This window comes from Pseudomonas sp. S3(2024), assembly GCF_036861315.1.
Classification (GTDB): domain Bacteria; phylum Pseudomonadota; class Gammaproteobacteria; order Pseudomonadales; family Pseudomonadaceae; genus Aquipseudomonas; species Aquipseudomonas putida_A.
This window is the reverse complement of the sequence record NZ_JAZAQQ010000009.1, coordinates 20,805-46,006: the sequence shown is the minus strand read 5'-3', so window position 1 is coordinate 46,006 and position 25,202 is coordinate 20,805. Positions and strand designations below refer to the sequence as shown.

Annotated in this window: 25 protein-coding genes; 9 read left to right on the top strand and 16 right to left on the bottom strand. The window is 60.1% G+C overall.

Features of this window, described 5'->3' with window-relative positions:
* Nucleotide 1: 1 nt before the first annotated feature.
* The 5 genes from hflD to VLA07_RS21490 form a co-directional block, all read right to left on the bottom strand.
* Nucleotides 2–625: a high frequency lysogenization protein HflD gene (hflD, locus tag VLA07_RS21505; RefSeq protein WP_003223824.1), complete on the bottom strand. Its 624-nt coding sequence runs from the start codon at nt 623–625 to the stop codon at nt 2–4.
* Nucleotides 622–1,746, bottom strand: coding sequence for a tRNA 2-thiouridine(34) synthase MnmA (gene mnmA, locus VLA07_RS21500; RefSeq protein ID WP_027614667.1), 1,125 nt, complete (start codon nt 1,744–1,746; stop codon nt 622–624). Before mnmA ends, hflD begins: the two co-directional genes overlap by 4 nt.
* Nucleotides 1,747–1,805: 59 nt before the next feature.
* The gene (locus VLA07_RS21495; protein WP_007964846.1) at nt 1,806–2,252 is read right to left on the bottom strand and encodes an NUDIX hydrolase; all 447 of its coding nucleotides are present in this window, start codon (nt 2,250–2,252) and stop codon (nt 1,806–1,808) included.
* Between the two features lie 69 nt (nt 2,253–2,321).
* Entirely contained in the window at nt 2,322–2,441 is a 120-nt protein-coding gene (locus tag VLA07_RS27275) for a hypothetical protein (protein ID WP_139054570.1), read from the bottom strand.
* Between the two features lie 7 nt (nt 2,442–2,448).
* On the bottom strand, nt 2,449–4,674 hold the full coding sequence (locus tag VLA07_RS21490; protein ID WP_007964845.1) for an NADP-dependent isocitrate dehydrogenase: 2,226 nt from the start codon (nt 4,672–4,674) through the stop codon (nt 2,449–2,451).
* Between the two features lie 481 nt (nt 4,675–5,155).
* Here VLA07_RS21490 and icd point away from each other — a divergent pair, with 481 nt between their 5' ends.
* The gene (icd, locus tag VLA07_RS21485) at nt 5,156–6,412 is read left to right on the top strand and encodes an NADP-dependent isocitrate dehydrogenase (RefSeq protein ID WP_003223831.1); all 1,257 of its coding nucleotides are present in this window, start codon (nt 5,156–5,158) and stop codon (nt 6,410–6,412) included.
* 61 nt (nt 6,413–6,473) lie between these two features.
* Here the strand turns inward: icd and VLA07_RS21480 are convergent, their stop codons facing one another.
* Nucleotides 6,474–6,755, bottom strand: coding sequence for a cold shock domain-containing protein (locus VLA07_RS21480; protein WP_097088214.1), 282 nt, complete (start codon nt 6,753–6,755; stop codon nt 6,474–6,476).
* A gap of 224 nt (nt 6,756–6,979) precedes the next feature.
* On the opposite strand from VLA07_RS21480, the gene clpS reads away from it, so the two are divergent.
* Complete coding sequence (clpS, locus tag VLA07_RS21475; protein ID WP_027614670.1) at nt 6,980–7,363, top strand: ATP-dependent Clp protease adapter ClpS; 384 nt, start codon at nt 6,980–6,982, stop codon at nt 7,361–7,363.
* A 30-nt stretch (nt 7,364–7,393) separates the two neighbouring features.
* A complete protein-coding gene (gene clpA, locus VLA07_RS21470; RefSeq protein WP_097088113.1) occupies nt 7,394–9,664 on the top strand; it encodes an ATP-dependent Clp protease ATP-binding subunit ClpA in 2,271 nt (756 codons plus the stop codon).
* A gap of 1,063 nt (nt 9,665–10,727) precedes the next feature.
* Here the strand turns inward: clpA and infA are convergent.
* The 4 genes from infA to trxB all read right to left on the bottom strand — a co-directional run bounded on the left by infA (nt 10,728) and on the right by trxB (nt 13,526).
* On the bottom strand, nt 10,728–10,946 hold the full coding sequence (infA, locus tag VLA07_RS21465) for a translation initiation factor IF-1 (protein ID WP_002553999.1): 219 nt from the start codon (nt 10,944–10,946) through the stop codon (nt 10,728–10,730).
* 112 nt (nt 10,947–11,058) lie between these two features.
* Nucleotides 11,059–11,766: an arginyltransferase gene (locus VLA07_RS21460; RefSeq protein WP_027614671.1), complete on the bottom strand. Its 708-nt coding sequence runs from the start codon at nt 11,764–11,766 to the stop codon at nt 11,059–11,061.
* 57 nt (nt 11,767–11,823) lie between these two features.
* Nucleotides 11,824–12,504 (bottom strand): leucyl/phenylalanyl-tRNA--protein transferase, encoded by a 681-nt coding sequence (gene aat, locus VLA07_RS21455; protein ID WP_247268615.1) that lies wholly within the window; start codon nt 12,502–12,504, stop codon nt 11,824–11,826.
* A gap of 62 nt (nt 12,505–12,566) precedes the next feature.
* Nucleotides 12,567–13,526, bottom strand: a complete 960-nt coding sequence (trxB, locus tag VLA07_RS21450) for a thioredoxin-disulfide reductase (RefSeq protein ID WP_247268616.1) — start codon at nt 13,524–13,526, stop codon at nt 12,567–12,569.
* Between the two features lie 309 nt (nt 13,527–13,835).
* Here trxB and VLA07_RS21445 point away from each other — a divergent pair, with 309 nt between their 5' ends.
* The 6 genes from VLA07_RS21445 to cysG all read left to right on the top strand — a co-directional run bounded on the left by VLA07_RS21445 (nt 13,836) and on the right by cysG (nt 21,470).
* Nucleotides 13,836–16,244, top strand: a complete 2,409-nt coding sequence (locus VLA07_RS21445) for a DNA translocase FtsK (protein WP_095138945.1) — start codon at nt 13,836–13,838, stop codon at nt 16,242–16,244.
* Nucleotides 16,245–16,311: 67 nt separating this feature from the next.
* On the top strand, nt 16,312–16,932 hold the full coding sequence (lolA, locus tag VLA07_RS21440; protein WP_098968157.1) for an outer membrane lipoprotein chaperone LolA: 621 nt from the start codon (nt 16,312–16,314) through the stop codon (nt 16,930–16,932).
* Between the two features lie 150 nt (nt 16,933–17,082).
* Complete coding sequence (locus tag VLA07_RS21435) at nt 17,083–18,405, top strand: replication-associated recombination protein A (RefSeq protein ID WP_003223849.1); 1,323 nt, start codon at nt 17,083–17,085, stop codon at nt 18,403–18,405.
* On the top strand, nt 18,405–18,779 hold the full coding sequence (crcB, locus tag VLA07_RS21430; protein WP_027614675.1) for a fluoride efflux transporter CrcB: 375 nt from the start codon (nt 18,405–18,407) through the stop codon (nt 18,777–18,779). The genes VLA07_RS21435 and crcB overlap by 1 nt, the downstream gene beginning before the upstream one ends.
* A gap of 15 nt (nt 18,780–18,794) precedes the next feature.
* On the top strand, nt 18,795–20,075 hold the full coding sequence (gene serS / locus VLA07_RS21425) for a serine--tRNA ligase (protein ID WP_003223852.1): 1,281 nt from the start codon (nt 18,795–18,797) through the stop codon (nt 20,073–20,075).
* The gene (gene cysG, locus VLA07_RS21420) at nt 20,076–21,470 is read left to right on the top strand and encodes a siroheme synthase CysG (protein ID WP_027614676.1); all 1,395 of its coding nucleotides are present in this window, start codon (nt 20,076–20,078) and stop codon (nt 21,468–21,470) included. It abuts the gene before it with no gap.
* Between the two features lie 118 nt (nt 21,471–21,588).
* Here the strand turns inward: cysG and VLA07_RS21415 are convergent, their stop codons facing one another.
* From VLA07_RS21415 to tusD, 6 genes are all read right to left on the bottom strand, one after another.
* Complete coding sequence (locus tag VLA07_RS21415) at nt 21,589–22,590, bottom strand: glutathione S-transferase family protein (protein WP_247268617.1); 1,002 nt, start codon at nt 22,588–22,590, stop codon at nt 21,589–21,591.
* Nucleotides 22,591–22,680: 90 nt separating this feature from the next.
* Nucleotides 22,681–23,682 (bottom strand): glycosyl transferase family protein, encoded by a 1,002-nt coding sequence (locus VLA07_RS21410; protein WP_333991232.1) that lies wholly within the window; start codon nt 23,680–23,682, stop codon nt 22,681–22,683.
* Nucleotides 23,679–24,014: a TusE/DsrC/DsvC family sulfur relay protein gene (locus tag VLA07_RS21405; RefSeq protein ID WP_333991231.1), complete on the bottom strand. Its 336-nt coding sequence runs from the start codon at nt 24,012–24,014 to the stop codon at nt 23,679–23,681. The genes VLA07_RS21410 and VLA07_RS21405 overlap by 4 nt, the downstream gene beginning before the upstream one ends.
* Nucleotides 24,011–24,304, bottom strand: coding sequence for a sulfurtransferase complex subunit TusB (gene tusB / locus VLA07_RS21400; protein ID WP_333991230.1), 294 nt, complete (start codon nt 24,302–24,304; stop codon nt 24,011–24,013). Before tusB ends, VLA07_RS21405 begins: the two co-directional genes overlap by 4 nt.
* Nucleotides 24,304–24,660 carry a sulfurtransferase complex subunit TusC gene (gene tusC, locus VLA07_RS21395; RefSeq protein ID WP_047295096.1) on the bottom strand — a complete coding sequence of 119 codons (357 nt, stop codon included), beginning with the start codon at nt 24,658–24,660 and terminating at the stop codon, nt 24,304–24,306. The genes tusB and tusC overlap by 1 nt, the downstream gene beginning before the upstream one ends.
* Before the next feature lies 1 nt (nt 24,661).
* Nucleotides 24,662–25,054, bottom strand: coding sequence for a sulfurtransferase complex subunit TusD (tusD, locus tag VLA07_RS21390; RefSeq protein ID WP_096795705.1), 393 nt, complete (start codon nt 25,052–25,054; stop codon nt 24,662–24,664).
* Between the last annotated feature and the right edge of the window lie 148 nt (nt 25,055–25,202).

Sequence of the window (25,202 nt, the reverse complement as noted above, 5' to 3'; positions counted from 1 at the left end):
TTTACTCGCTGCGCATCAACGGATACAGCTCCTTGAGCAGCTTGCGCCGGCTGATCACCAACTGCCAGCGGTGGCCGCCGAGCTGTCGCCACAGGCGTGCCGAACGGATGCCGGCCAGCAGCAGGGCGCGGATCTTCGAGGCGTTGCTCGGTTGCTGCAGGTTGCGCATGTCGCCATGCACCTGAATGCGCTGGCGCAGCGTGCTCAGGGTGTCCTGATACAGCGCACCGCAGGCGGCGATCACGTTTTCGTGGGCCGGGCCGAAGTGTTCGACCTGTGACTGGATCTGCGGCAGGCGCTTGCCAATGGTGTCGAGCATGTCGTCACGTTTGGCCAGTTGGCGTTCCAGGCCGAGCATCGACAGGGCATAGCGCAGCGGTTCGCGTTGCAGGGTGCTCGGGTCGCGCTCGAGGGCGCCGATCAATGCCCGATAACCCTCGCGCAGATTGAGGTCGTCGCCGCCGTACACATCCAGAGTGTCCTTCGGGTCGCGTACCAGCAGGCTGCCGAGCATGCAGCTCAGGCCGGCCTCGCTGGTCTGGCCGGTCTTGGCGATGCGGTCGACCAGCACGGCGGCGAGAAACACCCCGCCCAGCGCCGTCAGTTGCTCCTGAGTCGGGCTCATGCCTGGCCGCTCCACGGCTCGGCCACTTCGATCACGCCGCCACCGAGGCAGATTTCACCGTCATAGAACACCACGGACTGACCCGGGGTTACCGCGCGTTGCGGTTCGTCGAACACGGCGCGGTAGCCGTTTTCGGTTTTTTCCAGGGTGCAGGCCTGATCGCTCTGGCGATAACGCACTTTGGCGGTCAGGCGCAGTGGCTGGCTCAGGTCGATCGGATTGACCCAGTAGATTTCCGAAGCGAGCAGGGCGCTGGAGAACAGCCACGGATGGTTGTTGCCCTGGCCGACGATCAGCTCGTTAGTGTCCAGATCCTTGCGCAGCACGTACCACGGCTCGTCGCCCGCATCTTTCAGGCCGCCGATGCCCAGGCCCTGACGCTGACCGATGGTGTGGTACATCAAGCCGTGGTGACGGCCGATGACTTCGCCTTCGGTGGTTTTGATTTCGCCCGGTTGCGCCGGCAGGTATTGCTTGAGGAAATCGCTGAAACGTCGCTCGCCGATGAAGCAGATCCCGGTGGAATCCTTCTTCTTGGCGGTCGCCAGCTCGTATTTCTCGGCAATGGCGCGCACTTCGGGCTTTTCCAGTTCACCGACCGGGAACAGGGTCTTGGCGATCTGTTCGCCGCCGACAGCGTGCAGGAAGTAGCTCTGGTCCTTGTTCGGATCGAGGCCCTTGAGTAGTTCGGTACGACCATCGATGTCGCGACGGCGCACGTAGTGGCCGGTGGCGATCAGGTCGGCGCCAAGCATCATGGCGTAGTCGAGGAACGCCTTGAACTTGATCTCGCGGTTGCACAGGATGTCCGGGTTCGGCGTGCGACCGGCCTTGTATTCGGCCAGGAAGTGCTCGAACACGTTGTCCCAGTACTCGGCGGCGAAGTTGGCGGTGTGCAGCTTGATGCCGATCTTGTCGCACACGGCCTGGGCATCCGCCAGGTCGTCCATGGCGGTGCAGTATTCCGTTCCGTCGTCTTCTTCCCAGTTCTTCATGAACAGGCCTTCCACCTCGTAACCCTGCTCGATCAGCAGGAGAGCGGAAACGGAAGAGTCCACGCCGCCGGACATGCCGACAATGACGCGCTTCTTGGATGTGTCAGAAGGGGCTGGATCACGCATAGGGATTCAATGAGTGTCTTGAAAAAGGACGCGATTCTAGCAGGCTCACGGCCTCAAGGCTAAAGAGAAGGGCGGATCAGTTCGAGACTGAAGTGATGACCGGCCAGATAGTCGTCGATGCAGCGGATGATCAGCTCGCTGCGCCAGTTGTCGCGCTGAGCGATTAATTCGCTACGGGTCAACCACTTGGCGCCGACGATGCCGTCGTCCAGTTGATAGTCGGGGTGGTGTTTCACTGCTTTGGCGCTGAAGCACACGCGTTGATACGTCACCCCGTTGCTCGGCGCGGTATACAGATAAATGCCGATCACCCCGGTGGGTTCGACGTCCCAGCCGGTTTCCTCAAGGGTTTCGCGGATGGCGGCGTCGATCAGGGTCTCGTTCGGGTCCAGATGACCGGCCGGCTGGTTGAGCACATTACGCCCGGCTTTGTGCTCTTCGACCATCAGGAAGCGGCCGTTGTCTTCGACGATGGTGGCAACGGTGATGTGGGGGAGCCATTCCATAGGGTGTCCTCAAATATTGAATTGAAACCTAATCCCTGTAGGAGTGAGCCTGCTCGCGATAGCGCAATGTCAGCCACCATAATCGTTGAATGGTATACCGCTATCGCGAGCAGGCTCACTCCTACAAGGGGCTTGTGTTGTATTCGGAAACAGAAACCCCGGCACTGGGCCGGGGCTTCTTTGCAGCATTACAACCTTAAACCAGCGCAGCAATCGCCGCGTTGAAGGTTGCGCTTGGGCGCATGGCCTTGCTGATCAGCTCGGCGTCGGCGTGGTAGTAACCGCCGATGTCCACTGGCTTGCCCTGCACGGCGTTGAGCTCGGCAACGATGGTGGCCTCGTTCTCGGTCAGGGTTTTGGCCAGGGTCGCGAACTGCGCTTGCAGTGCAGCGTCTTCGGTCTGGGCGGCCAGGGCCTGAGCCCAGTACAGCGCCAGGTAGAAGTGGCTGCCGCGGTTGTCGATGTTGCCGACCTTGCGCGATGGCGACTTGTTGTTGTCGAGGAACTGGCCGGTGGCCTGATCCAGGGTTTTCGACAGAACCAGCGCTTTCGGGTTGTTGTAGTTCACACCCAAATGCTCGAGGGACGCTGCCAGAGCCAGGAATTCGCCCAGCGAATCCCAGCGCAGGAAGTTCTCTTCGACCAGTTGCTGCACGTGCTTCGGCGCCGAACCGCCGGCGCCGGTTTCGAACAGGCCACCGCCGTTCATCAGCGGCACGATCGACAGCATCTTGGCGCTGGTGCCCAGTTCCATGATCGGGAACAGGTCAGTCAGGTAGTCGCGCAGGACGTTGCCGGTCACCGAAATGGTGTCCTTGCCTTCGCGGGTGCGCTGCAGGGTGTACTTCATGGCGTCGACTGGCGCCATGATCTGGATGTCCAGACCGCTGGTGTCGTGATCCTTCAGGTACGCCTGAACCTTCTCGATGACCACGCCGTCGTGGGCGCGCATCGGGTCCAGCCAGAAGATCGCCGGGGTGCTGCTGGCGCGAGCACGGTTGACGGCCAGTTTGACCCAGTCCTGAATCGGCGCGTCTTTGGTCTGGCACATGCGGAAGATGTCGCCGGCTTCAACAGCCTGTTCCATCAGCAGGTTGCCCTTGCTGTCGGTGACGCGAACCACGCCGTCAGCCTTGATCTGGAAAGTCTTGTCGTGCGAGCCGTACTCTTCGGCTTTCTTCGCCATCAGGCCAACGTTTGGCACGCTGCCCATGGTGGTCGGATCGAACGCGCCGTTGGCTTTGCAATCTTCGATCACGGCCTGGTAGATGGTTGCGTAGCAACGATCCGGGATCACTGCCTTGGTGTCGTGCAACTGACCGTCGGTACCCCACATTTTGCCGGAGTCACGGATCATCGCTGGCATCGAGGCGTCGACGATGACGTCGCTCGGCACGTGCAGGTTGGTGATGCCCTTGTCGGAGTTGACCATCGCCAGCGATGGGCGAGCAGCGTAGACCGCCGCGATGTCAGCTTCGATCTGTGCTTGCTGCTCGGCCGGCAGGGCCTTGATGCGCGCGTACAGGTCGCCGATGCCGTTGTTCAGGTTGAAGCCGATCTGAGCCAGCACGTCGGCGTGTTTGGTCAGGGCGTCTTTATAGAACTCGGCAACGATCTGGCCGAACATGATCGGGTCGGAGACCTTCATCATGGTCGCTTTCAGGTGCACCGAGAGCAGCACGCCCTGGGCCTTGGCGCTGTCGATTTCAGCGGCGATGAACGCGCGCAGGGCGTTTTTGCTCATCACGGCGCAGTCGAGGATCTCGCCAGCCTGAACGCTGGTTTTTTCTTTCAGGACGGTGGCGGTGCCGTCTTTGGCGATCAGCTCGATTTTCACAGCGTCAGCGGCGTCGATCAGGGCAGCTTTTTCGCTGCCGTAGAAATCGCCGGTGCTCATGTGAGCGACGTGGGACTTGGAGTCTTTGGCCCACGCGCCCATTTTGTGCGGGTGCTTGCGCGCATAGTTCTTGACCGACAGCGGAGCGCGGCGGTCGGAGTTGCCTTCACGCAGAACCGGGTTCACGGCGCTGCCCTTGACCTTGTCGTAACGCGCCTTGGCTTCTTTTTCGGCGTCGTTGGTCACGGTTTCCGGGTAGTCCGGCAGGTTGTAACCCTGGGCTTGCAGCTCTTTGATCGCCGCTTGCAGCTGAGGCACCGAAGCACTGATGTTCGGCAGCTTGATGATGTTGGCTTCAGGCGTAACGGCCAGGTCGCCCAGTTCGGCGAGGTGGTCGGCTACGGCTTTGTCGCCCAGTTGCTCGGGGAAGCTGGCCAGGATGCGTGCTGCAAGAGAGATATCGCGGGTTTCCACGGCGATATCGGCCGAGGCGGTGTAAGCCTCGATGATCGGCAGCAGGGAATAGGTGGCGAGGGCTGGAGCTTCGTCGGTGAAGGTATAGATGATCTTCGAGCGGGTGGGCATATTCGGATTAACTCTCTCTTCTTTGCTAAAGCGTGCGCAGAAACTCGAGGGGCGCCGGGTAAGCGCGTTCGTTCAAAGTCATCCATGAACCGAATGTCGAGATTCTTCGCGGTGATGTTGGGTGCATCAGTAGAGCGTCAAGCAGTCGGACTGCGGTAACAACCCGACCAATCAGGCGGAAAGTCTCGTGCTAGAGAGGCCAGCCGTCGTGACCCTTTGGTCAGCGGGCGGCATTATACATAGGTAGCTGGCAATCTGCCGATGGTTCATATGCAACGATTCTCGTCCATTGGTCTAAAGGTCGCAGGGGCGGGTGGGGCGTAGAGTCGCTGCGAATGCTTGAGTTTGGCGCTTTTCCCTTTGCTTTCAGGCTTGTACGAAACCAGATGTGGCCGCGCCGTGAACAGAGGGTTTGCGTGTTGATTTAACTGGGTTACGCTCGAACCAAGCCAGATGTTCAATCCAAACAATGGAGTTCAGCATGGGTTACAAGAAGATTCAGGTTCCAGCCGTCGGCGACAAAATCACCGTCAATGCAGACCATTCTCTCAATGTTCCTGATAACCCGATCATCCCCTTCATTGAAGGTGACGGCATTGGCGTCGACGTCAGCCCGGTGATGATCAAAGTGGTTGATGCTGCCGTGGCCAAGGCCTATGGGGGCAAGCGCAAGATTTCCTGGATGGAGGTTTATGCTGGCGAAAAAGCGACCCAGGTCTACGACCAGGACACTTGGCTGCCCCAGGAAACCCTGGACGCCGTCAAGGATTACGTGGTCTCCATCAAGGGCCCGCTGACCACCCCGGTCGGTGGTGGCATCCGCTCCCTCAACGTAGCCCTGCGCCAGCAACTCGATCTGTATGTGTGCCTGCGTCCCGTGGTGTGGTTCGAAGGTGTGCCAAGCCCGGTGAAAAAGCCTGGCGACGTCGACATGGTGATTTTCCGCGAGAACTCCGAAGACATTTATGCCGGTATCGAATGGAAGGCCGGCTCCCCTGAGGCCACCAAGGTCATCAAGTTTCTGAAAGAAGAAATGGGCGTCACCAAGATCCGTTTCGACCAGGATTGCGGGATCGGCATCAAGCCTGTTTCCAAGGAAGGCACCAAACGTCTGGTGCGCAAGGCCCTGCAATACGTGGTGGACAACGACCGCAAGTCGCTGACCATCGTGCACAAGGGCAACATCATGAAATTCACCGAAGGTGCCTTCAAGGACTGGGGTTACGAGGTGGCGAAGGAAGAATTCGGCGCCGAGCTGCTCGATGGCGGTCCATGGATGAAATTCAAGAACCCGAAAACCGGCCGTGAAGTCATCGTCAAGGACGCCATCGCCGACGCCATGCTTCAGCAGATCCTGCTGCGTCCAGCCGAGTACGACGTAATCGCCACCCTGAACCTCAACGGTGACTACCTCTCCGACGCCCTGGCGGCGGAAGTGGGCGGTATCGGTATCGCGCCGGGCGCCAACCTGTCCGACACCGTGGCCATGTTCGAGGCGACCCACGGTACCGCGCCGAAGTACGCCGGCAAGGACCAAGTCAACCCGGGTTCGGTGATTCTGTCGGCCGAGATGATGTTGCGTCATCTGGGCTGGACCGAAGCAGCTGACCTGATCATCAAGGGCACGAACGGCGCCATCAAGGCCAAGACCGTGACCTATGACTTCGAACGTCTGATGGAAGGCGCCACGCTGGTGTCTTCTTCGGGCTTCGGTGAGGCGATCATCAAGCACATGTAAGCCATGCAGGTACAAAAAAACCGCCTTCGGGCGGTTTTTTCATGTCCGGGTGACGGTTATGTCAGCCCGACACCTTTTCTTTATGAGGGGCAGGCGTAGCCGATTCGCTTGCCACGGGCGCCGCTGTGATCTTTACCGCGTGCAGGCCTTTGGGGCCCTGAACGATGTCGAAACTGACGACCTGCCCGGCCTTGAGGGTTTTATACCCGACCATCTCAATAGCCGAGTAGTGCGCAAAGAAATCTATGTCCTTGCCATCCTCGTCTCGTCCTTCGCGGGCATCGGTGTTGATGAAGCCGAATCCCTTGGCATTGTTGAACCACTTGACCTTGCCGACAGCCATGCTCAAATCCCTCTGCAACAGACTCCATCGCTGGAGTATCATCCAGGACATCCGCAATCTAATCCGTTAAAAGGATTGACTCCGCGGATCTTTTTTACCCACTGTGGGCTCTATTGGTTGTAACACCGTTTTCCCGATAGTCAAGGTGACCGGGCAGTCGGAGTTGAAAAGGTGTACAGCCGCCCCCACCACTGTATTTGCACAACTGACGAACCTTTCTTTCCATGCATGCAATCAGCCAGATTCGACTAACATTCAATCAGGATCGCCCGCTTCTCCAAAAGGATCATCCAGAGGAGCACGACGACGATTCGGCAGGCGTTGCTGTTCAGGAAGCAAAGCCTGCGTTACAGGCGCCGCCGATGTACAAGGTGGTTTTGTTCAACGATGACTACACACCGATGGATTTCGTCGTCGAAGTGCTCGAGGTGTTTTTTAACCTGAATCGCGAGCTGGCGACCAAGGTCATGCTGGCCGTTCACACAGAAGGACGGGCAGTATGTGGAGTGTTTACCCGCGACATCGCCGAGACAAAGGCCATGCAGGTCAACCAGTACGCCAGGGAAAGCCAGCATCCGCTACTCTGTGAAATCGAGAAGGACGGTTAATCGCCGACCACTTGGGTATGAGGTGAAGCTATGTTAAACCGCGAGCTCGAAGTCACCCTCAATCTTGCCTTCAAGGAGGCTCGTTCGAAGCGTCATGAATTCATGACCGTCGAACACCTGCTGCTGGCCCTATTGGACAATGAGGCTGCCGCCACCGTATTGCGTGCCTGCGGCGCAAACCTCGACAAACTCAAGCACGACCTGCAGGAGTTCATCGACTCCACCACGCCATTGATCCCCGTCCACGACGAAGATCGCGAAACCCAGCCAACCCTGGGCTTCCAGCGTGTACTGCAACGTGCTGTCTTCCATGTGCAGAGCTCGGGCAAACGCGAAGTAACCGGCGCCAACGTGCTGGTTGCAATCTTCAGTGAGCAAGAGAGTCAGGCCGTATTCCTGCTGAAACAGCAGAGCGTTGCGCGCATTGATGTCGTCAATTACATCGCCCACGGCATTTCCAAAGTGCCAGGGCACGGCGATCACTCTGAAGGTGAACAAGATATGCAGGACGACGAGGGCGGTGAGTCTTCTTCTTCAGGCAATCCGCTGGATGCTTATGCCAGCAATCTCAACGAACTCGCACGCCAGGGCCGGATCGATCCGCTGGTCGGCCGCGAGATGGAAGTCGAGCGTGTCGCGCAGATTCTAGCGCGTCGGCGCAAGAACAATCCGTTGCTGGTCGGCGAGGCAGGCGTGGGTAAAACCGCGATTGCCGAAGGCCTGGCCAAGCGCATTGTCGACAACCAGGTGCCGGATCTGCTGGCCAACAGCGTCGTCTATTCGCTCGATCTCGGTGCTCTGCTCGCGGGCACCAAGTATCGCGGTGATTTCGAGAAGCGCTTCAAGGCGCTACTCAATGAACTGAAAAAACGTCCGCAGGCGATCCTGTTCATCGACGAAATTCACACCATCATCGGTGCGGGCGCTGCGTCCGGTGGCGTAATGGATGCCTCGAACCTGCTCAAGCCGCTGCTGTCGTCTGGCGACATTCGCTGCATCGGCTCGACCACGTTCCAGGAATTTCGCGGCATCTTCGAGAAGGATCGTGCGCTGGCACGACGCTTCCAGAAGGTCGATGTTGTCGAGCCGTCGGTGGAAGACACCATCGGTATCCTGCGCGGCCTGAAAGGGCGTTTCGAACAGCACCACAACATCGAATACAGCGATGAGTCGTTGCGCGCCGCTGCCGAGCTGGCATCGCGCTACATCAATGACCGGCATATGCCGGACAAGGCCATCGACGTGATCGACGAGGCGGGTGCCTATCAGCGCCTGCAGCCGGTCGAGATGCGCGTCAAACGCATCGAAGTGCCGCAGGTTGAAGACATTGTGGCGAAGATCGCGCGGATTCCGCCGAAGCACGTCACCAGCTCCGACAAGGAACTGCTGCGTAACCTGGAGCGCGACCTGAAGCTGACGGTGTTTGGTCAGGATGCGGCGATCGATTCGCTGTCGACCGCGATCAAACTGTCCCGTGCCGGCCTCAAGTCGCCTGACAAGCCAGTCGGTTCGTTCCTGTTCGCCGGTCCTACCGGTGTCGGTAAAACCGAGGCCGCGCGGCAACTGGCCAAGGCGTTGGGCATCGAACTGGTGCGCTTCGACATGTCCGAGTACATGGAGCGCCACACCGTATCGCGTCTGATCGGTGCGCCTCCGGGCTATGTCGGCTTTGATCAGGGCGGTCTGTTGACCGAAGCGATCACCAAGCAGCCGCACTGTGTATTGCTGCTCGATGAAATCGAGAAGGCGCATCCGGAAGTCTTCAACCTGCTGCTGCAGGTGATGGACCACGGCACACTCACCGACAACAACGGGCGCAAGGCGGATTTCCGCAACGTGATCGTGATCATGACCACCAACGCCGGTGCCGAAACCGCGGCGCGTGCTTCGATCGGCTTCACTCATCAGGACCACTCGTCTGATGCGATGGAAGTGATCAAGAAGAGCTTCACGCCGGAGTTCCGTAACCGTCTGGACACCATTATCCAGTTTGGTCGCCTCAGCCATGAGGTCATCAAAAGTGTGGTGGACAAGTTCCTTACCGAACTACAGGCGCAGCTGGAAGACAAGCGTGTGTTGCTGGAAGTTACCGATGCGGCGCGCAGTTGGCTGGCGGCCGGTGGTTATGACTCGGCGATGGGCGCACGTCCGATGGCGCGTCTGATCCAGGACAAGATCAAGCGTCCGCTGGCGGAGGAGATTCTGTTTGGCGAGCTGGCCGAGCATGGCGGTGTAGTGCACATCGACATCAAGGATGGTGAGTTGACGTTTGACTTTGAGACTACGGCGGAGATGGCCTGACGGCTTGGTTGTTGGTTTGGAAGGCGCCTTCGGGCGCCTTTTTGTTGGCTGATGTTTTTGGGTGTATATCCGTTGCTGCGGTTATGGCTGCTTAGGGTTCCGCCCTTACGGCGGGTCACTTTTTCCAGACGCCGAAAAAGTAACCAAAAAGGCTTTACCCTGACGTTCGGCCCTCGCCTAGGCTCGGGTTCCTTCGCTGCGGGATTCATCCGGGGGGCAGCGCCTACGGTTTGCTTCGCTGCACCTCCTCTCGCTGTGTTTGGCTGCGCCAAACGGTCGCTGCGCTCCCACCCCCGGATAAATCCCTCCACTCAGCCTGCCGACGGGCCCTGAGATCAAAAGCTTTACTCGAGCTAACGCTCATTGTGTTGAGTGGGGCGGCTTCGCCGCAGGGTTGCACGCTCTCTGAATTGTAGGAGCCAGCCTGCTGGCGATGGCGGCCTGACAGCCGACCAATCTCTTGCTGATGCCCCCGGCCCAATTGTGGGAGCTGGCCTGCCAGCGATGGCGGCCGACCAGTCTGCCAATCTCCAACTGCCTACCCCAATCCACTGTGGGAGCGGGCTTGCTCGCGAAGGCGGCCTACCAGCCGACCAATTTCTAACTGAATGCATCCAGTGCCATGCAGGAACTGCCGAAGGCTGTGATTTTTTGATCTGCTTTGGCTTTGGCTTTGGCTTTGGCTTTGGCTTTTGATGTGGCTTTTGATCTTCAGCCCCTTCGGCAGGCCGAGCGAAGGTGTCCATCAGGGGTAGGCGCGCAGCGCCATGCGGCGAAGCCGCATCCATCGAGAGGAGGTGCAGCGAAGCAAACCGGAGGCGATGCCCCCTGATGGGCACCGTAGCGAGGGAACACTGAGCCTCAGCGAAGTGCCGTACGCCGGGGCAAAGCCTTTTGGGTTACCTTTTCGGCGTTTGGAAAAGGTGACTCGCTGTAAGAGCGAAACCATAGGAGGCCGTTACCGCAGCAACGGATATACACCCAAAACCCAAACCCAAACCCAAACCCAAATCGCAGACAAACAAAAACGCCCGGCAAAGCCGGGCGTCTTGTATTGACTTGATTAACGAGCGCGGTAAGTAATGCGCCCTTTGCTCAAGTCATAGGGCGTCAGCTCGACGCGCACTTTGTCACCGGTAAGAATACGAATGTAGTTCTTGCGCATCTTGCCGGAAATATGCGCGGTTACGACGTGCCCATTTTCCAACTCCACACGAAACATGGTGTTGGGCAGGGTGTCGACGACAGTGCCTTCCATTTCGAAGCTGTCTTCTTTCGACATGCAGTAAAGCCCTCGGTGTCCAATGAATGGCCCGGTGCAACTGCGCCAGGCAAAAGCGGCGTGCATTGTGCCCGAAAAAGGGGGTTTAAGCCAAGGGGTTTACGGCTTGCGATCAGTTAAGAATCACCCAGCGCTGATTAATCAGCAATTCAATGGGGCGATACTGGGTCTTGTAGTTCATCTTTTTGCAGTTCTTGATCCAGTAACCGAGATACACCGCCTCTAGCCCCAGGCGCTGGCTTTCGGTGATTTGCCACAGGATTGCGAAACGACCCAGACTGCGGCGCTCTTCGTCAGGTTCGTAGAAGGTATAGACCGCTGACAAGCCATTGGGCAGCAGATCGGTCACCGCGACGGCGAGTAACCGTCCGTCGAGACGAAATTCATAAAAGCGCGAGAAGGGCAGATCGCGCACCAGAAAGGTCGAGAACTGGTCCCGGCTCGGCGGGTACATATCGCCGTCGGCGTGTCGCTGCTCGATATAGCGCTGGTACAGATCGAAATATTCTTCGCTGAAGTGCGGTTTTACCGGGCGTACCTGCAGATCGGCATTGCGTTTGAAAATGCGTTTCTGCTGGCGGTTGGGCAGGAACTGCGCCACCGGGATGCGTGCAGGCACGCACGCATTGCAATTCTGGCAATGGGGCCGATACAGATGATCGCCGCTGCGACGAAAACCCATTTCCGACAGGTCTGCGTAGACATGCACATCCATGGGCTGACTCGGGTCGAGAAACAGCGTCGTCGCCTGCTCCTCGGGCAGATAACTGCAGGAATGAGGCTGAGTGGCATAGAACTTCAAGCGCGCCAACTCGGTCATGATCAACCCTCGGGATAAGCTGGTGAATTAAGTGTAAGCCACGCGCGCAAAAGTCGCTCAGCAAACCCAAGTGGCACGACTGGGTTGATCCAGGTGGCGAGCCAGATAGTCGGCGAATTCGTGGCGGGGGATCGCCCGGGCGCCGAGGCTGTGCAGATGGTCGGTCGGCATCTGGCAGTCAATCAGGACAAATCCGGCGTTTTTCAGATGCTGAACCAGCGTGGCAAAGCCATATTTCGAGGCATTGTCGGCGCGGCTGAACATCGATTCGCCGAAAAACAGCTGACCCATCGCCAGGCCATACAGGCCGCCGACCAGTTGGCCCTGATCCCAGACCTCTACTGAGTGGGCGAAGCCGCGGCGGTGCAGTTCGAGGTAGGCGTCCTGCATGGCTTCGGTGATCCAGGTGCCGTCGGCGTAATCCCTGGGGGCGGCGCAGGCACGAATCACGGCGTCGAAATCCTGATCGAAGGTCACCTGGTAGCGTTGCTTGCGCAGCAATTTGCCGAGGCTGCGCGAGACATGCAGTTCGTCGGGAAACAGCACGGTGCGCGGATCCGGTGACCACCAGAGGATCGGCTGGCCTTCGGAGAACCACGGAAAACAGCCGTGCCGGTAAGCCTGCACCAGCCGATCGGCGGACAGATCGCCACCGGCAGCCAGCAATCCATTGGGATCGCGCATGGCCTTTTCCAGGGGCGGGAAGGTCAGGGAATTGCGTTGTAACCAAGTCAGCATGGCGTCCAGGCTTGCAGAAGGGGAGGGCGGTGTGGGCGCGAGGCCCGCGCTAAAGTGTGCCGTTAAATGACAGGAATGTCGTCCAGATACTTCTCCGCGTCCAGTGCCGCCATGCAGCCGGCGCCGGCCGAGGTCACGGCCTGGCGGTAGACGTGGTCGGCCACATCGCCGGCAGCGAAGACGCCGGGGATCTCGGTGGAGGTGGCGTCGCCGTCGCTGCCGCCCTTGACCAGCAGGTAGCCGTCGCGCATTGGCAATTGGCCCTGGAACAGGTCGGTGTTGGGTTTGTGGCCGATGGCGATGAACACGCCGGCCAGTGTCAGCTCGCGGGTCTGCCCGCTGTGGCTGTCACGCAGGCGCGCACCGGTCACGCCGCTGGCATCGCCCAGCACTTCGTCCAGATTCTGGTTCCAGTGCAGGCGAACGTTGCCGTTGGCGGCTTTTTCGAACAGTTTGTCCTGAAGGATTTTCTCCGAGCGCAATTTGTCGCGGCGATGGATCAAATGCACCTCTTTGGCGATGTTCGACAGGTACAGCGCCTCCTCGACAGCGGTATTGCCGCCGCCCACCACGGCGACCACCTGATTGCGATAGAAGAAGCCGTCACAGGTCGCGCACGCCGAAACCCCTTTGCCGGCGAAGGCTTCTTCCGAAGGTAGACCCAGATACTGCGCCGAGGCGCCGGTGGCGATGATCAACGCGTCGCAGGTGTAAGTGCCGCTGTCGCCAATGAGTTCGAACGGGCGCTGCTGCAACTTGGCGGTGTGGATGTGGTCGTAAACGATCTCTGTGGCAAAGCGCTCGGCGTGTTTTTGCATGCGCTCCATCAGCACTGGACCGGTCAGGCCTTCGACGTCGCCAGGCCAGTTGTCGACTTCGACGGTGGTGGTGAGCTGACCACCGGCCTGCAGCCCGGTGATCACCACCGGTTTGAGGTTGGCACGGGCAGCGTACACGGCGGCGCTGTAACCGGCAGGGCCGGAGCCGAGAATGATCAGGCGTGAATGCTTCGCTGCGTTCATCAAATACACCTCATAAGCCTTTGTCACAAAAGACAATGCATGCTCAAATTGAACCGCAGGATTTGTGGCAATGGCTATGCTCAACTATGGGTCTTGAAGCATGGCATCAGCCGCACAAACCCGTACAATGCCGGGCTGTTACAGAATATTTGTAGAGCGCTGTGTTTATGGCTGTGTTTATAAAAGCTGCGGCACAGTGTTAAAAGTAGTCTCAGATGCGCCGGTTCACTTTTTTACCTGCCTGGATTAGGCAGTTTTTTATCGACATTCAATAGATGGACGCGCCCCGGGCGCAGGAAAAGAAGCGTTTTGAAGAAATCCACCGCAGCACCAAAAACAGTCGTTCCGCTCTGGCGCCAGCAATTGCACTACCGGCTCAAGGAAGGTGCATTGATCGCCATCGGTGCCTTGTGCCTGTTCCTGATGATGGCCTTGCTGACCTACGGCAAGGATGATCCGGGCTGGAGTCACAACAGCAAGATTGACGACGTGCAGAATTTCGGCGGCCCCGCCGGTTCTTACAGTGCCGACATCCTGTTCATGGTGCTGGGTTACTTCGCGTACATCTTCCCGCTGCTGCTGGCGGTCAAGGCCTATCAGATCTTCCGTCAACGTCACGAGCCGTGGCAGTGGAGCGGCTGGCTGTTCTCCTGGCGCCTGATCGGTCTGGTGTTTCTGGTGCTGTCCGGCGCTGCGCTGGCGCATATCCATTTTCATGCGGCCACCGGCCTGCCGGCGGGCGCGGGCGGGGCGCTGGGCGAAAGTCTCGGCGATCTGGCGCGCAATGCCCTGAATATCCAGGGCAGCACGCTGTTGTTCATTGCGCTGTTCCTGTTTGGCCTCACGGTGTTCACCGACCTGTCGTGGTTCAAGGTGATGGACGTCACCGGCAAGATCACTCTCGACCTGTTCGAACTGTTTCAGGGCGCGATCAACCGCTGGTGGTCGGCCCGAACCGAGCGTAAGCAACTGGTTGCGCAACTGCGTGAAGTCGATGATCGCGTTCACGATGTGGTCGCCCCGACTGTCACCGACAAGCGTGAACAGGCCAAGGTCAAGGAACGTCTGATCGAGCGCGAGCAGGCCCTGAGCAAGCACATGTCCGACCGCGAGAAGCAGGTACCGCCGGTCATCGCCCCGGCCCCGGCCAAGGCGCCGGAGCCAAGCAAGCGTGTGCAGAAAGAGAAACAGGTGCCGTTGTTCGTCGACAGCGCCGTGGAAGGCACCTTGCCGCCGATCTCGATCCTCGATCCTGCGGAAAAGAAACAACTCAATTATTCGCCGGAATCCCTGGCAGCGGTCGGCCACTTGCTGGAGATCAAGCTCAAGGAGTTCGGCGTCGAAGTCACCGTGGACTCGATCCACCCGGGCCCGGTGATTACCCGTTACGAAATCCAGCCTGCAGCCGGCGTCAAAGTCAGCCGCATCGCCAACCTGGCGAAAGACCTTGCACGTTCGCTGGCCGTGACCAGTGTGCGGGTGGTCGAGGTGATTCCGGGCAAGACCACGGTCGGTATCGAGATTCCCAACGAAGACCGGCAGATCGTGCGTTTCTCCGAAGTGCTGTCGACCCCCGAGTACGACAACTTCAAGTCGCCGGTCACCCTGGCCCTGGGCCACGACATCGGCGGCAAACCGGTCATCACCGACCTGGCGAAGATGCCGCACCTGCTGGTCGCCGGTACCACTGGTTCCGGTAAGTCGGTGGGCGTGAACGCGATGATCCTGTCGATCCTGTTCAAATCCGGCCCGGACGACGCCAAACTGATCATGATCGACCCGAAAATGCTTGAGCTGTCGATCTATGAAGGCATTCCGCACCTGCTGTGCCCGGTAGTGACCGACATGAAGGACGCGGCCAACGCCCTGCGCTGGAGCGTTGCCGAGATGGAACGTCGCTACAAGCTGATGGCGAAGATGGGCGTGCGTAACCTGTCCGGCTTCAACGCCAAGGTCAAGGAAGCGCAGGATGCCGGCGAGCCGTTGAGCGATCCGCTGTACAAGCGCGAAAGCATTCACGACGAAGCGCCGCTGCTGCAGAAGCTGCCGACCATCGTCGTGGTGGTCGACGAATTCGCCGACATGATGATGATCGTCGGCAAGAAGGTTGAAGAACTGATTGCGCGTATCGCACAGAAAGCGCGTGCCGCCGGTATTCACCTGATCCTCGCGACCCAGCGTCCTTCGGTGGACGTGATCACCGGTCTGATCAAGGCCAACATTCCGACGCGTATGGCGTTCCAGGTGTCGAGCAAGATCGACTCGCGGACCATCATCGACCAGGGTGGCGCCGAACAACTGCTCGGTCACGGTGACATGCTCTACATGCCACCGGGCACCAGCCTGCCGATCCGGGTGCACGGCGCGTTCGTTTCCGACGATGAAGTGCACCGCGTGGTCGAAGCCTGGAAACTGCGTGGCGCACCGGAATACAACGATGACATCCTCAACGGTGTCGAAGAGGCGGGCAGCGGTTTCGAAGGCAGCAGCGGTGGTGGTGACGGTGACGATCCGGAAGCCGACGCGCTGTATGACGAAGCCGTACAGTTCGTCCTGGAAAGCCGCCGGGCGTCGATTTCCGCGGTACAGCGTAAGCTGAAGATTGGTTACAACCGCGCTGCGCGCATGATCGAAGCCATGGAAATGGCCGGGGTCGTCACCTCAATGAACACCAACGGTTCGCGTGAAGTTCTGGCCCCGGGCCCGGTTCGCGACTGACTGCAAAAGCAAAAGGCGGGACAATGATGTGCCGCCGCTCTCCCAACGAGTATTCAAGAGGACTCCCATGCGTCTTATCCGCATGCTGTTGCCAGTACTGGCGCTGACCACGTTCACGGCCCACGCCGACGACAAGGACGTGGCGCGTCTGACCCAATTGCTGGAAACATCGAAAACCCTGACCGCGAACTTCTCGCAGCTGACCCTCGACGGCAGCGGCACGCAGTTGCAGGAAACTCGCGGTGATATGGTCCTGCAGCGTCCGGGCCTGTTCTACTGGCACACCGAAGCGCCAAACGAGCAGACCATGGTCTCCGACGGCAAGAAGGTCACCCTGTGGGACCCGGACCTGGAACAAGCCACCATCAAGAAGCTCGACGAGCGCCTGACCCAGACCCCGGCGCTGCTGCTGTCCGGTGACGTGTCGAAGATCAGCCAGAGCTTTGACATCAGCGCGAAAGAGGCGGGCGGCGTGATCGACTTCACCCTCAAGCCGAAGACCAAGGACACCCTGTTCGACAGCCTGCGTCTGTCGTTCCGCAACGGCCTGGTCAATGACATGCAACTGATCGACAGCGTTGGTCAGCGCACCAACATCCTGTTCACCGGAGTCAAGGCCAACGAAGCGGTGTCGGCGTCGAAGTTCAAGTTCGACATCCCGAAGGGTGCCGATGTAATTCAGGAATAAACGCATAACCTTGTGGGAGGGGGCTTGCTCCCGAAGGCGGTGGATCAGTCGCCATCGATGTCGAATGGCACACCGCTTTCGCGAGCAAGCCCGCTCCCACAGGGGTAAATGATCGGTCTCAAGATCTAATAGAGGTTTCAACGCTACGTGATGGATCTGTTTCGCAGTGCACCGATTGCCCAGCCACTGGCCGCGCGTTTGCGTGCGACCAATCTGGATGAGTACGTCGGTCAGGAGCACGTGCTCGCTCGCGGCAAGCCTCTGCGTGAGGCGCTGGAGCAGGGTGCCCTGCATTCGATGATCTTCTGGGGGCCGCCGGGCGTGGGTAAGACCACCCTGGCGCGATTGCTCGCGGAAGTCTCGGATGCGCATTTCGAAACGGTCTCGGCGGTGCTTGCCGGGGTCAAGGAGATCCGTCAGGCCGTTGAAATCGCCAAACAGCAGGCCGGCCAATACGGCAAGCGCACCATTCTGTTCGTCGATGAAGTGCACCGCTTCAACAAATCGCAGCAGGATGCGTTCCTGCCGTACGTCGAAGACGGCACGCTGATTTTCATCGGCGCCACCACCGAAAACCCTTCGTTTGAATTGAACAACGCGCTGTTGTCGCGGGCCCGCGTCTATGTGCTGAAAAGCCTCGACGAGACCGCGCTGCGCAAACTGGTACATCGCGCGCTCACCGAAGAGCGCGGGCTGGGCAAGCGTAACCTGACCCTCAGCGATGAAGGCTTCCAGATGCTGTTGTCGGCCGCCGATGGCGATGGCCGGCGCCTGCTCAATCTGCTGGAGAACGCCTCGGATCTGGCTGAAGACAACAGCGAGATGGGCACCGAGCTGCTGCAAAGCCTGCTCGGCGATACCCGACGGCGCTTCGACAAGGGCGGCGAAGCGTTCTACGACCAGATCTCCGCGCTGCACAAATCGGTACGCGGTTCCAATCCCGATGGCGCGCTGTACTGGTTTGCGCGGATGATCGATGGCGGCTGCGATCCGTTGTACCTGGCGCGGCGCGTGGTGCGTATGGCCAGCGAAGACATTGGCAACGCCGACCCGCGCGCCCTGAGCCTCTGCCTGGCGGCGTGGGAAGTGCAGGAGCGTCTTGGCAGCCCCGAAGGCGAGCTGGCGGTGGCCCAGGCCATCACTTATCTGGCCTGTGCACCGAAAAGCAACGCGGTGTACATGGGCTTCAAGACCGCGCTGCGCGCCGCTGCCGAGTACGGTTCGCTGGAAGTGCCGCTGCACTTGCGCAATGCACCGACCAAACTCATGAAGCAACTGGGTTACGGCGACGAATACCGCTACGCCCACGATGAACCGGATGCCTATGCCGCCGGCGAAGATTATTTCCCGGAAGAGCTCGAACCGATCCCGTTCTATCAACCGGTGCCCCGTGGCCTGGAATTGAAGATCGGCGAGAAGCTCAACCACCTCGCCCAACTCGACCGTTTAAGCCCAAGACAGCGGAGAAAATAGTGCTTCCATTGATCGTTGCGGTCTCCGTCGGCGGGATTGCCGGCACCCTGTTGCGCTTCGCCACCGGCAATTGGGTCAACGCCAATTGGCCGCGGCACTTCTATACCGCGACGCTGGCCGTTAATATCGTGGGCTGTCTGCTGATTGGCGTGTTGTACGGCCTGTTTTTGATACGCCCGGAGGTGCCGATCGAGGTGCGTGCCGGGTTGATGGTCGGCTTCCTCGGGGGGCTGACGACTTTTTCATCCTTTTCACTGGATACGGTGCGCCTGCTGGAAAGCGGGCAAGTGCCGCTGGCCCTGGGCTATGCGGCGATCAGCGTATTCGGCGGGCTGCTCGCGACGTGGGCCGGCCTGTCCCTGACCAAACTTTGATAACGAGAAACCGACATGCTCGATTCCAAACTGTTACGTAGCAACCTTCAGGACGTAGCGGACCGCCTGGCTTCCCGTGGCTTTGCCCTGGATACCGCGCGCATCGAAGCGCTGGAAGAACAGCGCAAGACCGTCCAGACCCGCACCGAAGCACTGCAGGCTGAGCGTAACGCGCGTTCCAAATCCATCGGTCAGGCCAAGCAGCGCGGCGAAGACATCGCGCCGCTGATGGCGGATGTCGAGCGCATGGCGGGCGAGCTGAGTGCCGGTAAAGTTGAGCTGGACGCGATCCAGACCGAGCTGGACTCGATCCTGCTGGGTATCCCCAACCTGCCGCACGAATCGGTACCGGTCGGCAAAGACGAAGACGACAACGTCGAAGTGCGCCGCTGGGGCACGCCGACGCAGTTCGATTTCGAAGTGAAAGACCACGTTGCACTGGGCGAGAAGTTCGGCTGGCTGGACTTTGAAACCGCGGCCAAGCTGTCCGGCGCCCGTTTCGCTCTGCTGCGCGGCCCGATCGCCCGTCTGCACCGTGCCCTGGCGCAGTTCATGATCAACCTGCACGTCAACGAGCACGGCTACGAAGAGGCCTACACGCCTTATCTGGTTCAGGCCCCGGCGCTGCAGGGCACTGGCCAGTTGCCGAAGTTCGAAGAAGACCTGTTCAAGATCGCTCGCGAAGGCGAAGCCGATCTGTACCTGATCCCGACCGCCGAAGTGTCCCTGACCAACATCGTGGCCGGTGAAATCGTCGACTCGAAACTGCTGCCGATCAAGTTCGTCGCGCACACCCCGTGCTTCCGCAGCGAAGCCGGTGCGTCGGGCCGTGACACTCGCGGCATGATCCGTCAGCACCAGTTCGACAAGGTTGAAATGGTCCAGATCGTCGAGCCGTCGACTTCGATGGAAGCGCTGGAAGGCCTGACCGCCAACGCCGAAAAAGTCCTGCAACTGCTGGGTCTGCCTTACCGCACCCTGGCGCTGTGCACCGGCGACATGGGCTTCAGCGCCGTGAAAACCTACGATCTCGAAGTGTGGATTCCGAGCCAGGACAAATACCGCGAAATTTCGTCGTGCTCCAACTGCGGCGACTTCCAGGCCCGCCGCATGCAAGCGCGTTTCCGCAACCCGGAAACCGGCAAGCCTGAGCTGGTACACACCCTGAATGGTTCCGGCCTGGCGGTCGGTCGTACGCTGGTGGCGGTGCTGGAAAACTACCAGCAGGCCGACGGTTCGATCCGCGTGCCGGACGTACTGAAGCCGTACATGGGTGGCCTTGAGGTCATCGGTTAAATGAAATATCTGCCGCTGTTTCACAACCTGCGCGGCAGTCGTGTGTTGGTGGTCGGTGGGGGGGAAATTGCCTTGCGCAAATCCCGCCTGTTGGCCGATGCCGGTGCGCTGCTGCGGGTGGTCGCACCTGAAATCGAAGCGCAACTGCGCGAACTGGTCAGCGCCAGCGGTGGCGAATGTCTGCTGCGTGGTTACGTGGAAGCGGATCTGGACGGTTGCGGGCTGATCATTGCCGCCACCGACGATGAAACGCTGAATGCGCAGGTCTCCAGCGATGCCCATCGGCGTTGCGTGCCGGTCAACGTGGTCGATGCGCCGCAGCTATGCAGCGTGATCTTCCCGGCAATCGTTGACCGCTCGCCGCTGATCATCGCGGTGTCCAGCGGCGGCGATGCGCCAGTGCTGGCGCGGCTGATTCGCGCCAAGATCGAAACCTGGATTCCTTCGACCTACGGCCAACTGGCCGGTCTTGCCGCGCGTTTCCGCAATCAGGTGAAAAACCTGTTTCCGGATGTGCAGCAGCGCCGTGGTTTCTGGGAAGACGTGTTTCAGGGCCCGATTGCCGACCGGCAACTGGCCGGGCAGGGCACTGAGGCCGAGCGGCTGTTGCAGGCCAAGATTGATGGCGAAGCGACTGTTACTACCGGCGAAGTGTATCTGGTGGGGGCAGGGCCGGGTGATCCGGATCTGCTGACCTTCCGCGCCTTGCGTCTGATGCAGCAAGCCGACGTAGTGCTGTACGACCGCTTGGTCGCTCCGGCGATTCTTGAGCTGTGCCGTCGCGATGCCGAGCGTGTCTACGTCGGCAAGCGTCGCTCTGATCACGCGGTGCCGCAGGATCAGATCAACCAGCAACTGGTGGATCTGGCCAAGGCCGGCAAACGCGTGGTGCGCCTGAAGGGCGGTGACCCGTTCATCTTCGGTCGCGGCGGTGAAGAAATCGAAGAGCTGGCGGCCCACGGGATTCCGTTCCAGGTGGTGCCGGGGATCACGGCGGCCAGCGGTTGCGCGGCGTATGCCGGGATTCCGCTGACCCACCGCGATTACGCGCAGTCGGTGCGCTTCGTCACCGGGCACCTGAAGGACGGTTCCACCGATCTGCCGTGGGCCGACCTCGTCGCCCCGGCGCAGACGCTGGTGTTCTACATGGGCCTGGTGGGCTTGCCGGTGATTTGCGAGCAGTTGATCAAACACGGTCGCAGCGCGGATACCCCGGCGGCGTTGATCCAGCAGGGCACCACGGTCAATCAGCGGGTCTTTACTGGCACGCTGGCCGACCTGCCACGTCTGGTAGCGGAGCATGAAGTGCATGCGCCGACGCTGGTGATCGTGGGGGAGGTGGTGCAGCTGCGCGAGAAACTGGCGTGGTTCGAAGGGGCTCAGGCGCAAGTCTGAAAACCGAGTTGCCCTCATTCGCGAGCAAGCCCGCTCCCACATTGGATCTGTGTCATGCACAAATCCAGTGTGGGAGCGGGCTTGCTCGCAAAGAGGCCCTCAAAAAACACCGAATCAATCAGCCTCTACGCCAAACCCCTTTCCCGTTGAGCCGCGCCCGATCATGCGCCCCGCTGAAATCCTGCGCCGGCCCCTTCGGCACAATCCCCGTCGGATTGATGGTCTTGTGGCTACCGTAGTAGTGGTTTTTGATGTGCTGAAAATCCACCGTCTCGCCAATCCCCGGCCACTGATACAGCTCACGCAGCCAGTTCGACAGGTTCGGGTAATCGGCAATCCGCCGCAGATTGCACTTGAAGTGCCCGTGGTACACCGCATCGAAGCGAATCAGCGTGGTGAACAGTCGCACATCGGCCTCGGTCAGGTATTCACCCGTCAGATAGCGATTGGCGCCCAGCACCCGTTCCAAGTGATCCAGCTCGGCAAACACCTCATCGAACGCCTCTTCATAAGCCTGTTGCGAGGTGGCAAAGCCGGCGCGATACACACCGTTGTTCACCGCCGGATAAATCCGTTCGTTCAGTGCATCGATCTCGCCGCGTAACGGTGCCGGGTAGAAGTCCAGTTCGTTACCGGTCAGGTCATCGAAGGCGCTGTTGAACATGCGGATGATTTCCGCCGACTCATTGCTGACAATGCGCTTGAGCTTTTTGTCCCACAGCACCGGCACAGTGACACGGCCGGTGTAGTCCGGCGTGTCGGCGGTGTAGCGCTGATGCATGAAGTCGAAGTGGTCGAGCTTGTCGCCGGTCGAGCCAAGGGTCTGGTCGAAGGTCCAGCCGTTTTCCAGCATCAGCCAGCTGACCACGGACACGTCGATCAGGCTTTCCAGACCTTTGAGCTTGCGCAGAATCAGCGTACGGTGCGCCCACGGGCAGGCGAGGGACACATAAAGGTGATAGCGCCCGGCTTCGGCGGCGAAACCGCCTTCACCGCTCGGCCCGGGCTGGCCGTCAGTGGTGACCCAATTGCGCCGTTGCGCCTGTTCGCGCTGAAAGGCGCCGTCTTTGCTGCTTTCGTACCACTTGTCCTGCCAGTGGCCATCGACGAGTAAACCCATGATCAAGACTCCTGATTCAATAAGCGTTGGAGCCGAGTCTATTCCGATGAGTTCGAACAAAAAGCGCAAAGATCGGGCGTCTATGATCGGTTAAATCGATTTGTTGCGCGCCGCCCAGTATTGCTCGGCGGTTGCGAACGCTTGCTCGCGGCTTTGACCGAGGCCGCGCAGGGCCAGGGCCATGGTCGAGATCAGGGCCATTTGCGGATAGCTGTCGACCACCTCGCCGCGCCACACCGCTTTCAAATGCTCGACATCCAGCGAGGCCGGTTTGACGTGGCGCTGGCTCGACAGCTGCGGCCATTCCTCGTCCCAGCTCTCGCCGCCCTTCGTGCCGTACAGATGACTGTCGGCATCCGGATTGATCTCGATTTCGCCGCCATCGCCCTTGACCACGATCGCCGTGTCGCCGAGCAGACCGCTGGCCTCGCGATGCACCGCTTGATAGCCCGGGTGGAAAATACTTTGCAGGCCACAACGGGCGCGCAGTGGATTGAGGATGCGTGCCAGCGAGTGAATCGGCGAGCGCAGGCCCATGGTGTTGCGCAGGTCGATCATCTTCTGCAACTGTGGCGCCCAGTCGATCAGCGGCATGAACGCCAGACCGCCGCGGTCCAGCGCGCTGCCGACCTGCGCCCAGGTGCGGCAGAGCGGGATGTTCAGCTCGCCAAGCAGTTGTTCGGTGTACAGACGTCCGGCGGTGTGCGCGCCGCCGCCGTGCATGAAAATCCGCACGCCGTTTTGCGCCAGGCACTTGGCCGACAGCAGGTACCACGGCAGATGGCGTTTCTTGCCGGCGTAGGTCGGCCAGTCCAGATCGACATTCAGCGTTGGCGCTGACAGGCGCTCGCGCAAGGCTTCGGTGAAACCGGCCATTTCCTCCGCGCTTTCTTCCTTGTGCCGTAGCAGCATCAGAAAGGCCCCGAGCTGGGTGTCTTCGACTTTGTCGTCGAGCACCATGCCCATGGCTTCCCGGGCTTCTTCACGGGTCAGGTCGCGGGCGCCGCGTTTGCCCTTGCCGAGGATCCGCACAAACTGTGCGAACGGGTGCTCGGCGGGCGTTTCGAGGGTCAGCGCTGGAAAGTCGGTCATAAGCAATTCGTCGGTTTGGGCAGGCCCGCCAGTTTCGCGGCGAGTTTGGCAGGGGTGCCTTTGAACAGTCGGTTCAGGTGCAGGCTGTTGCCTTTGTCCGGGCCGAGTTTGAGTGCGGTGTACTTGATCAGCGGGCGGGTGGCTGGCGACAACTGGAATTCCGCGTAGAAACTGCGTAGCAGTTCGAGGACTTCCCAGTGTTCGGGGGTCAGTTCGATGTCTTCAGCGGCGGCGAGGGCGCTGGCAACGTCATGGGACCAGTCGCCGAGGTCGACCAGAAAGCCGTCCTTGTCCAGTTCGATGGCGCGGGCGCCGACAGTCATCGAGTTCATAGCCAACTGTTGACCTTGTCGTGGTGGATCGACAGTTCGACGAAGGCCGGGTAATCGATGGCTTCGGCCCAGTCGGGAGCAACGATGGCACGGGCCTGCAGGTCTTCGACGAGGGCGAACAGCTTGACCCGGCGCTCGTTCAGCGTGGCGAATGGCGCAGTGCCCGGTTGCAGGGCGTAAACCGCATCACCGGATAACAGTAAGGCGTCGGCAGCGCCGATCACGCGCAGGCAACTGCTCAGGCGATCATCGCCGAACGGGGAATGAGACAACACATGCAAAGTCGACATCAGAGGGTGATCACCTGGTCGTAACGGTCAATAAGGGCGGTGATTTCGCTGGCGCCAAGCGGCTGCGCTTCGTCCAGCGACAGCGTGCTCAGGCCACGGGCGCTGGCGCTGTCGGTGCAGTAGAACAGTTCTTCAACGCCGAACATCGGCAGCGCCTGCAGATTGGCACTGAGGTCTTTCTGTTGCAGGGCCTTGGCGTTCTGCCCGGCGGCCAGTTGCAACACGCCATCGTCGAGAAACAGCAGGCCGATCGGCAGATCGAACGCGCCGCCGGCGAGGACGATGTCCAGCGCTTCGCGGGCGCCGGGGCCGGACCATGGCGACTGGCGGCTGATGATCAACAGGGATTTGGCCATTTCACGCGCCTCCGAAACAGATCAGTCGATCGGCGTCCTGCACCGCGTCGTGCAACTGGCCGAGGCCAGACAATTCCCACGGCGCGCTGACCGCGACGGCATCACGCTGGTAGCGTTTGGCTTCTTCGTCATTCAGCACGCCACGGCGCAGGGCGGCGGCGATACACACCACACCGTCCAGTTGCTGCTCGCTGATGAACGTGCGCCATTGTTTGGGCAGGTCCAGTTCGTCCTGCGGGGTGACCACCGCGTCGGAGGCGTTGTAGACGCCGTCCTGATAAAAAAACAGCCGGACAATCTCATGCCCGCCGGCCAGCGCAGCCTGCGCAAACAGCAGGGCACGGCGCGAGGAGGGCGCATGGGCGGCGGAAAACAGCGCGATGGCGAACTTCATGACGGACTCGATCAGCAAAACTGCGGCCATGATAAAGCTTTATGACGGCATCCGCGAAACCGAAGTCAGGCGCATGCCCTCTGTGGGAGCGGGCTTGCTCGCGAAGGCGTTGGGTCATTCAAAAAGTCTTTGACTGATGCACCGCTTT

What these genes read in the sequence shown, in the direction of transcription:
- hflD (WP_003223824.1), bottom strand. Translation starts at nt 625, where the DNA reads ATGAGCCCGACTCAGGAGCAACTGACGGCGCTGGGCGGGGTGTTTCTC.
- mnmA (WP_027614667.1), bottom strand. Translation starts at nt 1,746, where the DNA reads ATGCGTGATCCAGCCCCTTCTGACACATCCAAGAAGCGCGTCATTGTC.
- VLA07_RS21495 (WP_007964846.1), bottom strand. Translation starts at nt 2,252, where the DNA reads ATGGAATGGCTCCCCCACATCACCGTTGCCACCATCGTCGAAGACAAC.
- VLA07_RS27275 (WP_139054570.1), bottom strand. Translation starts at nt 2,441, where the DNA reads ATGCTGCAAAGAAGCCCCGGCCCAGTGCCGGGGTTTCTGTTTCCGAAT.
- VLA07_RS21490 (WP_007964845.1), bottom strand. Translation starts at nt 4,674, where the DNA reads ATGCCCACCCGCTCGAAGATCATCTATACCTTCACCGACGAAGCTCCA.
- icd (WP_003223831.1), top strand. Translation starts at nt 5,156, where the DNA reads ATGGGTTACAAGAAGATTCAGGTTCCAGCCGTCGGCGACAAAATCACC.
- VLA07_RS21480 (WP_097088214.1), bottom strand. Translation starts at nt 6,755, where the DNA reads ATGGCTGTCGGCAAGGTCAAGTGGTTCAACAATGCCAAGGGATTCGGC.
- clpS (WP_027614670.1), top strand. Translation starts at nt 6,980, where the DNA reads ATGCATGCAATCAGCCAGATTCGACTAACATTCAATCAGGATCGCCCG.
- clpA (WP_097088113.1), top strand. Translation starts at nt 7,394, where the DNA reads ATGTTAAACCGCGAGCTCGAAGTCACCCTCAATCTTGCCTTCAAGGAG.
- infA (WP_002553999.1), bottom strand. Translation starts at nt 10,946, where the DNA reads ATGTCGAAAGAAGACAGCTTCGAAATGGAAGGCACTGTCGTCGACACC.
- VLA07_RS21460 (WP_027614671.1), bottom strand. Translation starts at nt 11,766, where the DNA reads ATGACCGAGTTGGCGCGCTTGAAGTTCTATGCCACTCAGCCTCATTCC.
- aat (WP_247268615.1), bottom strand. Translation starts at nt 12,504, where the DNA reads ATGCTGACTTGGTTACAACGCAATTCCCTGACCTTCCCGCCCCTGGAA.
- trxB (WP_247268616.1), bottom strand. Translation starts at nt 13,526, where the DNA reads ATGAACGCAGCGAAGCATTCACGCCTGATCATTCTCGGCTCCGGCCCT.
- lolA (WP_098968157.1), top strand. Translation starts at nt 16,312, where the DNA reads ATGCGTCTTATCCGCATGCTGTTGCCAGTACTGGCGCTGACCACGTTC.
- VLA07_RS21435 (WP_003223849.1), top strand. Translation starts at nt 17,083, where the DNA reads ATGGATCTGTTTCGCAGTGCACCGATTGCCCAGCCACTGGCCGCGCGT.
- serS (WP_003223852.1), top strand. Translation starts at nt 18,795, where the DNA reads ATGCTCGATTCCAAACTGTTACGTAGCAACCTTCAGGACGTAGCGGAC.
- cysG (WP_027614676.1), top strand. Translation starts at nt 20,076, where the DNA reads ATGAAATATCTGCCGCTGTTTCACAACCTGCGCGGCAGTCGTGTGTTG.
- VLA07_RS21415 (WP_247268617.1), bottom strand. Translation starts at nt 22,590, where the DNA reads ATGGGTTTACTCGTCGATGGCCACTGGCAGGACAAGTGGTACGAAAGC.
- VLA07_RS21410 (WP_333991232.1), bottom strand. Translation starts at nt 23,682, where the DNA reads ATGACCGACTTTCCAGCGCTGACCCTCGAAACGCCCGCCGAGCACCCG.
- VLA07_RS21405 (WP_333991231.1), bottom strand. Translation starts at nt 24,014, where the DNA reads ATGAACTCGATGACTGTCGGCGCCCGCGCCATCGAACTGGACAAGGAC.
- tusB (WP_333991230.1), bottom strand. Translation starts at nt 24,304, where the DNA reads ATGTCGACTTTGCATGTGTTGTCTCATTCCCCGTTCGGCGATGATCGC.
- tusC (WP_047295096.1), bottom strand. Translation starts at nt 24,660, where the DNA reads ATGGCCAAATCCCTGTTGATCATCAGCCGCCAGTCGCCATGGTCCGGC.
- tusD (WP_096795705.1), bottom strand. Translation starts at nt 25,054, where the DNA reads ATGAAGTTCGCCATCGCGCTGTTTTCCGCCGCCCATGCGCCCTCCTCG.